The organism is Pseudomonas sp. PDM21 (genome assembly GCF_014852505.2).
In the GTDB taxonomy this organism is placed as follows: domain Bacteria; phylum Pseudomonadota; class Gammaproteobacteria; order Pseudomonadales; family Pseudomonadaceae; genus Pseudomonas.
Window position 1 is genome coordinate 5,770,771 of sequence record NZ_CM181223.1, and the last position, 11,589, is coordinate 5,782,359.

General features: G+C 66.1%; 9 protein-coding genes. 2 read left to right on the top strand and 7 right to left on the bottom strand.

Annotation, left to right across the window (positions count from 1 at the left end; all coding sequences use genetic code 11):
• Nucleotides 1-681 precede the first annotated feature (681 nt).
• Nucleotides 682-2,640, top strand: coding sequence for a choline BCCT transporter BetT (betT, locus tag IB275_RS26660; RefSeq protein ID WP_139791660.1), 1,959 nt, complete (start codon nucleotides 682-684; stop codon nucleotides 2,638-2,640).
• Nucleotides 2,641-2,698: 58 nt separating this feature from the next.
• On the opposite strand, the gene IB275_RS26665 is transcribed toward betT, so the two are convergent.
• The 7 genes from IB275_RS26665 to yedA all read right to left on the bottom strand — a co-directional run bounded on the left by IB275_RS26665 (nucleotide 2,699) and on the right by yedA (nucleotide 10,915).
• Nucleotides 2,699-4,738 carry an OPT family oligopeptide transporter gene (locus IB275_RS26665; protein ID WP_192292759.1) on the bottom strand — a complete coding sequence of 680 codons (2,040 nt, stop codon included), beginning with the start codon at nucleotides 4,736-4,738 and terminating at the stop codon, nucleotides 2,699-2,701.
• A gap of 249 nt (nucleotides 4,739-4,987) precedes the next feature.
• Nucleotides 4,988-5,824 (bottom strand): taurine dioxygenase, encoded by an 837-nt coding sequence (gene tauD, locus IB275_RS26670; protein ID WP_192292761.1) that lies wholly within the window; start codon nucleotides 5,822-5,824, stop codon nucleotides 4,988-4,990.
• An 85-nt stretch (nucleotides 5,825-5,909) separates the two neighbouring features.
• Nucleotides 5,910-6,728 carry an ABC transporter permease subunit gene (locus IB275_RS26675; RefSeq protein WP_192292763.1) on the bottom strand — a complete coding sequence of 273 codons (819 nt, stop codon included), beginning with the start codon at nucleotides 6,726-6,728 and terminating at the stop codon, nucleotides 5,910-5,912.
• The gene (locus tag IB275_RS26680) at nucleotides 6,718-7,521 is read right to left on the bottom strand and encodes a taurine ABC transporter ATP-binding protein (RefSeq protein WP_192292765.1); all 804 of its coding nucleotides are present in this window, start codon (nucleotides 7,519-7,521) and stop codon (nucleotides 6,718-6,720) included. The genes IB275_RS26675 and IB275_RS26680 overlap by 11 nt, the downstream gene beginning before the upstream one ends.
• A 194-nt stretch (nucleotides 7,522-7,715) precedes the next feature.
• Nucleotides 7,716-8,735: a taurine ABC transporter substrate-binding protein gene (tauA, locus tag IB275_RS26685; protein ID WP_138214168.1), complete on the bottom strand. Its 1,020-nt coding sequence runs from the start codon at nucleotides 8,733-8,735 to the stop codon at nucleotides 7,716-7,718.
• Between the two features lie 218 nt (nucleotides 8,736-8,953).
• Nucleotides 8,954-9,856: an acyl-CoA dehydrogenase family protein gene (locus tag IB275_RS26690; RefSeq protein ID WP_192292767.1), complete on the bottom strand. Its 903-nt coding sequence runs from the start codon at nucleotides 9,854-9,856 to the stop codon at nucleotides 8,954-8,956.
• Between the two features lie 171 nt (nucleotides 9,857-10,027).
• Nucleotides 10,028-10,915 (bottom strand): drug/metabolite exporter YedA, encoded by an 888-nt coding sequence (gene yedA / locus IB275_RS26695; RefSeq protein WP_081520344.1) that lies wholly within the window; start codon nucleotides 10,913-10,915, stop codon nucleotides 10,028-10,030.
• 165 nt (nucleotides 10,916-11,080) lie between these two features.
• Here yedA and IB275_RS26700 point away from each other — a divergent pair, with 165 nt between their 5' ends.
• On the top strand, nucleotides 11,081-11,527 hold the full coding sequence (locus tag IB275_RS26700; protein ID WP_081520044.1) for an Lrp/AsnC family transcriptional regulator: 447 nt from the start codon (nucleotides 11,081-11,083) through the stop codon (nucleotides 11,525-11,527).
• The last annotated feature ends 62 nt before the right edge of the window (nucleotides 11,528-11,589 follow it).

Below are 11,589 nucleotides of genomic sequence, written 5' to 3' on the forward strand. Positions count from 1 at the left end.
TCACGAAAAATTGCACACCCGTTCAAGTTTCCGGACTGGAACCCGCTCTATTCCGGTAACTGTGCTATGCGGAGAACTGTTTCACCCGCCTGACAGCCGGTAATCGTGGCAAAGCCACGAATGGCGCTGAACCGTTTCACCTTTCGCGACGAACGGTCGCAGTGAAAGGCTTTGCCGAGTTGCAGGTCGGCAGGAGGGAATCCTGAGCAAAGAGTCAAAATAAGGTCGATTACCCGCAAATATCGAAAAAAGCAGTCCCATCGACCAGATCAATACCCCTCATCAAGACCATTCACTTCTTTTCGTCACAATCTTCAGGGAAAATGGCTATCAGGCGGTCGGGACCCATTTTCCCCGGCGCCATTGGAGACTATCGTGACCAGCTTTGCCGCTCTTGCTAACTTCTTCGCCGCCACCGCTTTCCTGACCGCGCCCGCGAAGGCCGACCCGGAACGCCGTGAGATCCGTGAGGCGAAAAAGAACCGCCGCAAGTAAAGCAGTACCCGCTCCGCTCGGCCCTCGACCAGGGCCGGCGGCGGGACCACCGGTCCCGCTGATTGGCCTTTCAGGGCTCAATCGTGTTTTCATTGAATGCTTGTTCAAGGAAAACTTCGAGGGACCCCGCCCGTTTTGTCCGTTGCACAATCCCCCCCGTCCGTAACACCCTCCCCCGCCATGCGCATGAACCCACCGGTCTTCTACGGTGCGGCCGCGCTGATTCTCATCTTCGCCCTGACCGTCATCGCCCAACCGCAACGGGCCGGTGAATGGCTGCTCGCCGCGCAGTCCTGGGCCGCCGACAGCGTCGGCTGGTACTACCTGCTGGCGATGACGCTGTACCTGATCTTCGTGGTGGTCACCGCGCTTTCCGGCTACGGAAAGATCAAGCTCGGTGCCGACCACGACGAGCCGGAATTCAGCTACCTGTCCTGGGCCGGCATGCTGTTCGCCGCCGGCATCAGCATCACCCTGTTCTTCTTCTGCGTGTCCGAGCCGCTGACCCACTTCGCCCAGCCGCCCCAGGGCGAGGCCGGCACGCCCGAAGCGGCGCGCCAGGCCATGCAGCTGCTGTTCCTGCACTGGGGCCTGCACGGCTGGGGCGTGTTCGCCCTGGTAGCGATGGCGCTGGCCTACTTCGCCTACCGTCACAACCTGCCGCTGGCGCTGCGTTCCGCGCTCTACCCGCTGATCGGCAAGCGCATCAATGGCCCCATCGGCTACACCGTGGATTGCTTCGGCATCATCGCCACGGTATTCGGTCTGGGTGCGGACATGGGCTTCGGCGTGCTGCAGCTCAACGCCGGCCTCGACTTCCTGTTCGGCATCGCCCACAGCCATCCGGTGCAGATGACGCTGATCGCGCTGATGATGGGCGCGGCCATCCTGGTCGCCGTATCGGGTGTCGACAAGGGCATCCGCCTGCTGTCGGACATCAACATGCTGCTGGCCTGCGCGCTGCTGCTCTTCGTGCTGTTCGCCGGCCCCACCCAGCACCTGCTCAACACCCTGGTGCAGAACATCGGCGACTACCTCGGCGCCCTGCCGACCAAGAGCTTCGACCTCTACGCCTACGGCAAGGATGGCAGCGACTGGCTGGGTGGCTGGACGGTGTTCTACTGGGCCTGGTGGATCGCCTGGGCGCCCTTCGTCGGCCTGTTCATCGCGCGCATCTCGCGTGGGCGGACGATTCGCGAGTTCGTCTTCGGCGTGCTGTTCATTCCGCTGGGCTTCACCCTGGCGTGGATGTCGATCTTCGGCAACAGCGCCCTGGACCAGGTGCTCAACCATGGCTTCAGCGAGCTGGGCCGCGTTGCCATCAGCGATCCGTCCATGGCGCTCTACCAGATGCTGCAGAATTATCCGGCCAGCCGCGTGGTGATCGCGGTGACGGTGCTGGTCAGCTTCGTCTTCTTCGTCACCTCGGCGGACTCCGGCACCGTGGTGCTCTCCACCCTCTCCGCCCACGGCGGCAGCGCCGACGACGACGGCCCAAAGTGGCTGCGGGTGTTCTGGGGCGTAGCCACCGCGCTGGTGACCGGCGGCCTGCTGTTCGCCGGCAGCATCGATGCGCTCAAGTCAGCGGTGGTGCTGACTTCGCTGCCCTTCTCGCTGATCCTGCTGCTGATGATGTGGGGCCTGCACAAGGCGTTCTACCTGGAGTCCCAGCGTCAGCGCGCACGCACCCACTCGCTGGCGCCGCCGCCCTCGGCCAAGCCCGGCGGCTGGAAGCGGCGCATTTCCCAGGCGGTGCACTTCCCTACCCGCGACGAGGTGTACCGTTACATGGTCGACGTGGTCAGCCCGGCGATCGCCGAAGTTTCCGAAGTGTTCCGCGAGAAGGGCCTGCAGGTCGATTCCGACCTGGACCTGAGCAACTTGGAAATCGGCCTGGAGATCGGCCACGGCGCGCAGCATCCGTTCCTCTACCAGGTCTCGATGCGCGGCTACTTCACCCCGTCCTTCGCCCGCGCCGGCATGGGCGGCCTGCACCTGAAGAACCGCCGCTACTTCCGCGCCGAAGTGCACCTCTCCGAAGGCAGCCAGGACTACGACCTGATGGGCTACAGCAAGGAGCAGATCATCAACGACATGCTCGACCAGTACGAACGGCACCTGCAGTTCCTGCACCTGGTGCGCTGAGCCCGTAAACCGACGAAAAAGGCGCCCGCAGGCGCCTTTTTCGCATCATGGCGAAGGATCAGCCGCGGGTGCCGGTCAGCACCTTGCGGTAGAACAGCACGCAGATCGCCACGAACACCACCAGGCCCAGCCACTGCGCAGTGTCCTCGAAGCCGTCGCCGACCAGCGCCAGCGGCGTGGCCGAGCCGGTGGTGCCGATGATGGCGGCGAGCAGGATGCCCATCAGGCTCTCGCCGACGATCAGGCCCGAAGCCAGCAGTACACCCCGGCGCTTGGGCTCGTCGGAGAATTTCTCCACATCCTTGCCGGCGGCTACCGCGCGCTTGGCCAGTGCAGTTTCCAGCAACCAGCCGATCACGGCGCCGACCACCAGGGTCATGCCGATGGTCGGCGGCAGGTAGATGCCCAGGCCGACGGCGAGCACCGGCAGGCTGGCCTTGCCGGTGCGGCGCAACAGCACGTCCACCAGGATCAGCGCGATGCCCAGCGCCACACCGATGAGGATCATGTTCCAGTTCAGCGCATTGTGGAAAATGCCGCTGGCAATCGCCGTCATCAGCGTCGCCTGCGGCGCGGCCAGCGCGGCGTTCGGGTCCATGCCCTCGCGCGGCAGGGCGCCGGTGAAGCCGTAGGCGTTGAACAGCAGCTCCAGCACCGGCGGGATCACCAGGGCGCCGACCAGACAGCCGACGATCAGCGCCACCTGCTGGCGCCACGGGGTCGCGCCGACCAGGTAACCGGTCTTCAGGTCCTGCAGGTTGTCGTTGGAAATCGCCGCGATGGCGATCACCACCGAGGTGGTGAACAGCGCCAGGGCGATGGCCAGCTTGCCGCCCTGCTGGTCGAGGAAGCCGGTTTCCAGCGAGCCAACGCCGAGGATCAGCAACGACACCAGGATCACCGCGATGATGCCGATACCGGAGATCGGGCTGCTCGACGAGCCCACCAGGCCGGCCATGTAGCCGCAAGCAGCGGCAATCAGGAAGCCGAAGAAGAAGGCGAAGATCACGCAGACCGCCACCAGGCCCCAGAAGCCAAAGCCGTGCAGGTCCGGTGCGGCCTCGCCGAGGAAGTAGGAGAACACCACAAACAGCGCCACCAGCAGCAGGCCGGCGATGGTAACGATCCACTTCGCCGACAGGTCCTGCTCGGTGCGCAGGTCGCTCACTTCACCGCGTCCGCGCACGGCACTGAGCGATGACCAGACGCCCTGCACCATGGGCTTGAACAGCGTGGCCAGGGTCCACAGCGCAGCAATACCGATGGTGCCGGCGCCGAGGAAGCGTACCTGGCTGCTCCACAGCTTGGTGGCCAGCTCCGGCAGGCTCTGCCCGGCGGCCAGCACACTGTTCACCGAGAGCAGCGGCACGGCCACGCCCCAGGCGATGACCACGCCGATCAGGATGGCGATACCGGCGGTAATGCCCATCAGGTAACCGGCGCCCACCAGCGCCAGGGAGAAGCCGGTGGACAGGCGGAACGCCGCCTGCCCGGCGGTGAGCCAGAAGCTGAAGCCTTCGGCGAGCACCTTGAAACCGCTGCTGAGCAGGCTGAACGCGGCAGCGACCACGCCACCGGCGAGGATGTCACGCAGGCCCGGGCCACCGGCTTTCGCGGGCTTCCCAGCCTTTTCCTCTTCCTCGTCCTGGCTGCCGACGCGGAGGATCTCCGCCGCCGCCACACCCTCGGGGTACGGCAGGTTGCTCTGCACCACCATCACCCGACGCAGCGGGATGGTGTAGAGCACGCCGAGGATGCCGCCGATGGAGCAGATGGCGGCGGTCTGCCAGAACGGGAAGCCGCTCCAGTAGCCGATCATCAAGAGGCCGGGAAGGATGAAGATGATCGAGGACAGGGTGCCGGCCGCCGAGGCCTGGGTCTGCACCATGTTGTTCTCGAGGATGTTGGAGCCGGAGAAGTAGCGCAGCACGGCCATGGAAATGACCGCCGCAGGGATCGACGAGGCGAAGGTCAGACCGACCTTGAGGCCGAGGTACACATTGGAAGCGGTGAACACCACGGTGATCAGCGCGCCGAGGATCAGGCCGCGAACCGTCAGCTCGGCGAGGTTGGACTCGTCCGGAATCCTTTCTTGCATGTAGGCAGTCTCATACATAAACACGACCGCCAAAGCGTAGGACAGCGAGCCAACCACCGCGACCCAGAATGGCGACGAATGCGGTCTGCGGTGCGGCTTTGTTGCCGCAAGTCACGGGGATCGCAGGAAATATTGCGCCGAGAACGGCACGACTGCCCTCGTAGGAGCGAGCAAGCTCGCTCCTACGAAAAGCCGATCGGATCGTAGGGCGGATAACCCGTTCCGGGGTTATGCGCCCTACTAGAACCGTCAGAACGGCTTGTCGCCAAGAATCGTCGCGCGGTGCATCACCCGGCGCTGCGGGCGGTAGTCGTCCACCGCGTAATGCTGGGTCACGCGGTTGTCCCAGAAGGCCACGTCGTTCTCCTTCCAGCGCCAGCGCACGGTGAACTCCGGGCGGGCGAAGTGGGCGAACAGCAGGTCGAGGATGGCGCGGCTTTCCGCCGGCTCCAGCTCGTTGATGCGAGTGGTGAAGCCATCGCTGACGAACAGCGCCTTGCGCCCGGTGACCGGATGCGTGCGGATCACCGGATGGCTGCGCGGCGGGTTCTTCTTGCGCGCTTCTTCCAGGCGAGCCAGGTCCGCGTCGGTGGCGCCGAAGCGCTCCTGGGGGAAGGACTTGCTGATGTCATGAGTCGCGGTGAGGCCGTCGAGCAACTGCTGCAGCGGCTTGGACAGCGCTTCGAACGCCGCGATGCCGCTGGCCCACAGGGTGTCGCCACCGTAGGGCGGCAACTGCTTGGCGGCCAGCACGGCGCCCAGCGCCGGGGTCTCCAGGAAAGTCACGTCGGTGTGCCAGATGGCGTTGTCGCGCACGTCGGTGACAGCGGTGTCGAGGACGATGACTTCGCGCTGTTCGGGCGAGCTGGGGTAGATCGGGTGGATGTGCAGGTCGCCGAAGCGCGCGGCGAAGTTCGCCTGCTGGGTCGGCGTCAGCGGCTGGTCGCGGAAGAACAGCACGTGATGGTCGAGCAGGGCCTGCTCGATCTGGCGCTGCGCCCCGTCGTCCAGCGGGTCGGCCAGGCGTACGCCGGAAACGATGGCGCCCAGGGCCGGGCTGATGGGTTCGATACTCAGGGTGGTCATGTTCGTGTTCTCTCGTGAGGTTCACGGGAAGAGCCACGCTCTCCCCTACCCCTCGCCGGCAAGGCGAGGGTGTCGAATCGGTTTGTTATTCCCAGGAAGCGAAGCGCTTCTGCAGCCAGCGCAGGCCCAGTTCGAAGCTCAGCGCGATGGCGGCGATCAGCAGGATTCCCAGCACCACCACATCGGTGGCGAGGAACTGCGCGGCGGACTGCACCATGAAGCCCAGGCCGCGATTGGCGGCGATCAGCTCGGCGGCGACCAGGGTCGACCAGCCCACGCCCAGGGCGATGCGCAGGCCGGTGAGGACGTCCGGCAACGCGCTGGGCAGGATCACGTGGCGCACCACCTGCAGGTGGCTGGCGCCCAGGCAGCGCACGGCCTGGATGCGCGACTTGTCCACGCGGCGTACGCCGGCGGCGGTGGCGATCAGCAGCGGCGCGAACAGCGCAAGGTAGATCAGCAGCACCTTGGACAGCTCGCCGATGCCGAACCAGATGACGATCAGCGGCAGGTAGGCCAGCGGCGGCACCGGGCGGTAGAACTCCACCAGCGGATCGAACGCCGCACCCACCAGCGGGTTGAGGCCCATCAGGATGCCCAGCGGAATGGCCGTCAGCACCGCCGCGCCGAGGGCCAGCAGTACGCGCAGCAGGCTGGTGCCGATGTGCTGCCACAGCGACGCATCGACGTAGCCCTCGGCGAGCAGGCGCTGGAAGGCTTCCACCAGTTGCTCCGGCGCAGGCAGGAATAGCGTGTCGACCCAGCCCAGGTGCGTGGCCAGCCACCAGAGCACGAAGATCGAACCGACGCTGCCGGCGGCGGCCCAGCGACGGTAGTCGCGCGGAACACTGCGGGCATTAGGCACGGCGGCGGGGAGTTTGCCGGCGAGGGTATCAGTGGGCATGTTCGGCCTCCGGTTCCTCAAGCGTCTCTTCCAAAAAAAGATCCAGCAGCAGTTGGCGCAGGCGCGCGAATTCCGGGTCGGACTTGATCGAGCGCACCGGCTCGCCAGCGGCGTAGCGGCGGGCGAAGTCCAGCGGCAGGCGCTTGACGATGCGCGCCGGCGGGCCGTCCATCACCACCAGGTCGGTGGCGAGGAACAGCGCTTCATCGACGCTGTGGGTAATCAGGAACAGCCCCTTGCCGGTCTTGCGCCACAGGTCGAGGGTCAGCACCTGCATGCGCTCGCGGGTCAGCGCGTCGAGGGCGCCGAAGGGTTCGTCGAGCAGCAGGAAATCCGGCTCCACCGCCAGCGCGCGAGCCAGCCCCAGGCGCTGCCGCTGGCCACCGGAAAGCTGCGAGATGCGGTAGTCCGCGTGCTCGCCCAGGCCCACCAGCTTGAGGACTTCATGGGCGCGGGCGTTGCGCTCGGCAGCGCCAACGCCACGGATACGCAGACCCAGCGCGACGTTATCCAGCGCGCTCAGCCAGGGCATCAGCGCGTCGTCCTGGAACACCACGCCGCGCTCGCCGCCGGGGCCGCTGAGGGTACGGCCGTCGATCTGCACGCGGCCGTTGTCCGGCGCCTGGAAGCCCGCCAGCACGTTGAGCAGGCTGGACTTGCCGCAGCCGGACGGGCCGAGCACCACCAGCGATTCGCCCTTGGCCAGGCTGAGAGTGAGGTCCTGCAGCACGACGCGCTCGCGTCCGCGCTGCTGGAAAGTGAGGCTGACTGCCTCGGCCGTCAGACGGCTCATGTTCTGCCCTCCGTAGGGTGAGAAAGGGATGTTTCGGTGCGGTGCTTTCCCTCTCCCTAACCCTCTCCCTGAAGGGAGAGGGGACCGTTCGGTGCAGGTTGCAACCTTGGCGTCAGCCGGCACGGACAGCTCCCTCTCCCTTCAGGGAGAGGGCGGGGGGAGAGGGTGCCCCCGCGAATGGAGTTGCAAGCTGCTCAGCGCTGCCCGACCTGCACGCTCTCCGCCTGGCGCACGTAATCGGCGCTGACGTAGGGCGAGTAGTCCTTGAGCACCGAGGGCACGCGCTTCTGCTCTTTCAGGAAGGCGGCAGTGCCGGCGATGTCCTTGGCGGTTCCGCCACCCAGCAGGGCGGACGACAGCTGCGCCTGGGATTCGGGGAAAGCAGAACCGGCCAGCAGCTCGGGCACGTCCTTCGGATCGGCGCCGGTCAGCCGGGCTATCTTCTTCACCTGCTCGGAATCGGCGGTCCACTGCGCCTTGTGCGCATTGTAGTCGGCGAAGGAGTCCAGGCTCACGCGGGCGAACTTGGCGATGACTTCCGGGTGCTTCTCGGCGAAGTCCTTGCGGGCCACCCAGACCTCGAAGGTCGGTGCGCCCCACTGGCCGACTTCGGCGGCGTCGGTCAGCACCTTGCCGGACTTCTTGATCTCGCCCAGGGCGGGCGACCAGACGAAGGCGCCATCGATGTCGCCACGGCGCCAGGCGGCGGCGATCTCGGTGGGGTTGAGGTTGACGATCTTCACCTTGGTCGGGTCGATCTGCCAGTGCTTGAGTGCGCCCAGCAGGCTGTAGTGCGAAGTGGAGACGAAGGGGGTGGCGATGGTCTTGCCGATCAGGTCTTCGGGTTTCTCGATCTTGCTGCCGTTGCGCACCACCAGGGCCTCGGCGGCATTGATCTGCGCGGAGACGATGAAGGCCACGATCGGCAGGCCGCGCGAAGTGGCGGCGGCCAGCGGGCTGGAACCGAGGTTGCCCAGTTGCACATCGCCCGAGGCGATCGCGGCGACCACTTCCGGGCCGCTGTTGAAACGGCGCCAGTCGAGCTTCTCGCCGATGACCTTTTCATAGGTGCCATCGGCTTGCGGAACCTTGGTCGGGTCGATGCCGGTCTGGTAGCCCAGGACGATGTCGGCGAACGCGGCGCTCTGGAAGGACAAGGCAGCCGCCACAGCGACGCCGGCCACGGCACGGCGTACGAAACGAGGTTTGTTCATGGTGTTTCCTCTGAAGGTAACGGCGGTGCCGGCCTCACAGAGGGGACGGACCACGGGACGGGGTTCGATGGGGAGAAGCCTGGTGCAGGAACTTTGTCCGGTGGTCCGGTAGAGCTAGATTACCGATATAAAAAACTTCGAATAAATAATTTTTAGTTCTTAACTTATGAGCACCAGCGCTTGTCTCGTTTCGGCTACAGGCCCCGTGCTACGGCGCCTCAGGTAGCACCGGCGAGCACACGGGCGCGAGTGCCCTCCTGGCGCAAGCCGACCTGCACCGCGTGCTGCGCCACTGCTGCGGTTTCCGCCACCAGGGTCGCGAGCGCCGCGCTGCGGCTGAAGCTCAGGCCGTTGCCCGCCGCCTGGGCGGACTCGAAGGCCACTGCCGACTGCTCGGACAGCCGCAGCCCCAGCGCCAGCAGCCGCTGCAATTCCCCCGCAGCCGCCCGCGCCGGCAGGTTCTCGAAGGCCTGCACGGCAAGGCCCAGGGCAATGTTCGCCTGCAATAATGCGGAGAGGCTGCCGCGCAGTTGCGCACGGGGCGTCCACGGCAGGCCGGGCGGCAGCAGAATGTCTTCGGGATGCAGGCGCACTTCATGGCAATGCAGCAGACCGCCGCCGCTGGGCTCGAATCGATCCAGCCCGCTGCGATCCGCCGGCAGCGCGGCGATCAGCAAACCCTCGCTGGGCGCATGGCGCGCCGAGATCAGCAGCCAGTCCACCGCCTCGGCGCCGAAGCAGTCATGGCGGCCACCCTGCAACAGGAAACCGCCGCGCCGATGCTCGCGCGCCAGCAGGCGGCTTTCCTGGTGATCCACCGCCTCGCCCCACAGCCATTCGCGCTCCACGCTGAGTGGCAGCAGGCGCTCGCGCTGCTCGCTGCTGCCCAGCAGCAACACGCTGGCCAGTTGCAGGTGATGCAGGGCGAACAGCCGAGCCAGGGTGCCGTCGCGCTCGGAGAGATCGCGCAGGGTCTGCAGCACCTCGTCCCAGCCGGCACCACGGCCGCCGTACTCGCTCGGTACGGACAGGGCCAGCAGGCTGGACGCGCGCAGGGCATCGCTCCAGCGCTGGGTGGGGGGCAATTCGGAAAGCGTGGAAAACGGCACCACCAGGCTCATGCACACCTCGGCTCGAAGGGTGGATCAGTGGCCTGGGCGTATGGCGCGCGGGTGTACTGAAAGGGAGGAAAGAAACAAAGAAGAACGGCCTCCGAACGGAGGCCGTTGCATACCCTAGCGAATCGCGCGAGACGCGCGAAATAACCTTTCGGGCTTAGCTCATGCCGCGACTCAGATGGCTTCCTTGCGCCGCCACTGCGGCAGGCCGATCAGCACCACCGCGCTGATGATCACCGCCATTGCCAGGGATTCCGCCAGGCCGATGTGCTCGCCGGCGAATACCACGCCGAGCATCACTGCCACCGCCGGGTTGACGTAGGCGTAGCTGGTGGCCGCCGCCGGGCGCACGTTGGCCAGCAGGTACATGTAGGCGCTGAAGGCAATGATCGAGCCGAACACCACCAGGTAAGCCAGCGCGCCCCAGCCGGCAGCGGTGGGCATCTGCTCCAGGCGCTCGCCAGTGAGGAAGCTGCCCAGCAGCAGCACGCCGCCGCCCACCAGCATCTCCACCGCGCTGGCCATGGCGCCGCCGGGCAGGTCCAGGCGCCGGCTCCACACCGAACCGAACGCCCAGGTCGCCGCCGCGAAGAGGATCAGCGCCGCGCCCGCCGGGCTGCCCTGCAGGTTCGAGCCGAGGTTGAGCAGCACGATACCGAACAGGCCCAGAGCGATGCCGGCCCATTCCAGCGCGTTGGTGCGGTTGCCGAAGAAACGCCCGAACACCAGGGTGAACAGCGGCACGGTCGCCACCGCCAGCGCCGCCACGCCCGAGGCCACGCCCCAGTGCTCGGCCACCGTCACCCCACCATTGCCGCAGCTGAGCAGGAGGATGCCGATGGCGCCCGCCGACAGGCACTGCCTGAGCGTCGGCAAGGGTGCGCCGCGGGTGAGCATCCAGACGAACAGGATCGCCCCGGCGATGATGAAACGGCAGCCGGCCATCAGCATCGGCGGCCAGGATTCCACGCCGATGCGGATCACCAGGTAGGTCGAGCCCCAGATGAAGTAGAGGGCGAAGAAGGCAGCAATCAGGGTCAGTGAGACGCGGGCTCTGGGCATGGGCATCGTGGTCATGGGTGGGGCTCGACAAGGCAGGCGGAGCGCTTCATTTTATGCAGGTCAACCGCCCCGGATAAGGCACAGACAACGCCATTACGGGCATAACACTTTTCATTCGATGGATTTTCGCGAGCCTTGCCGTCGAATCAAAACCGGAGCCTTCGCATGGACAAGTATGACCGCGCCCTGCTCGCCGCCCTACTGGAAGACGGCCGCCTGTCCTTCGCCGAACTGGCCCGGCGGATCAATCTCTCCCCGCCCGCCGTGGCCGATCGCGTGGCGCGCCTGGAGGCCGAAGGAGTGATCACCGGGTACCACGCCAGCGTAGACCTGTCGAAGATGGGCCGCTCGATCCAGTGCCTGATCGAGATGCGCCTGAACGACCACCGCAGCAAGAGCATGCTCGACCCGCTGCTGGAAATCCCGCAGATCATCGACTGCTACCGCATCACCGGCGAGGCCTGCGTGATGCTCAAGGTGGCGGTCAGTTGCACCCAGGAGCTGGAAGAGCTGATCGACCGCCTCGCCCAGTTCGGAACCAGCAAGACCTCGCTGGTGCTTTCCACCCCGTTCTCGCGGCGAATCCATCCGGGAATGTTGCAGGGCGGTTGAGGTGCGCATCTAGAAGAAAATTGCGCACGCCCCCAAACGACGGCGTCCCCTTGCCGGAGCGG

Coding starts and splice junctions, on each gene's coding strand:
- IB275_RS26675 (WP_192292763.1), bottom strand. CDS start 6,728: ATGCCCACTGATACCCTCGCCGGCAAACTCCCCGCCGCCGTGCCTAAT.
- yedA (WP_081520344.1), bottom strand. CDS start 10,915: ATGCCCAGAGCCCGCGTCTCACTGACCCTGATTGCTGCCTTCTTCGCC.
- IB275_RS26700 (WP_081520044.1), top strand. CDS start 11,081: ATGGACAAGTATGACCGCGCCCTGCTCGCCGCCCTACTGGAAGACGGC.
- IB275_RS26665 (WP_192292759.1), bottom strand. CDS start 4,738: ATGCAAGAAAGGATTCCGGACGAGTCCAACCTCGCCGAGCTGACGGTT.
- tauA (WP_138214168.1), bottom strand. CDS start 8,735: ATGAACAAACCTCGTTTCGTACGCCGTGCCGTGGCCGGCGTCGCTGTG.
- IB275_RS26690 (WP_192292767.1), bottom strand. CDS start 9,856: ATGAGCCTGGTGGTGCCGTTTTCCACGCTTTCCGAATTGCCCCCCACC.
- betT (WP_139791660.1), top strand. CDS start 682: ATGAACCCACCGGTCTTCTACGGTGCGGCCGCGCTGATTCTCATCTTC.
- tauD (WP_192292761.1), bottom strand. CDS start 5,824: ATGACCACCCTGAGTATCGAACCCATCAGCCCGGCCCTGGGCGCCATC.
- IB275_RS26680 (WP_192292765.1), bottom strand. CDS start 7,521: ATGAGCCGTCTGACGGCCGAGGCAGTCAGCCTCACTTTCCAGCAGCGC.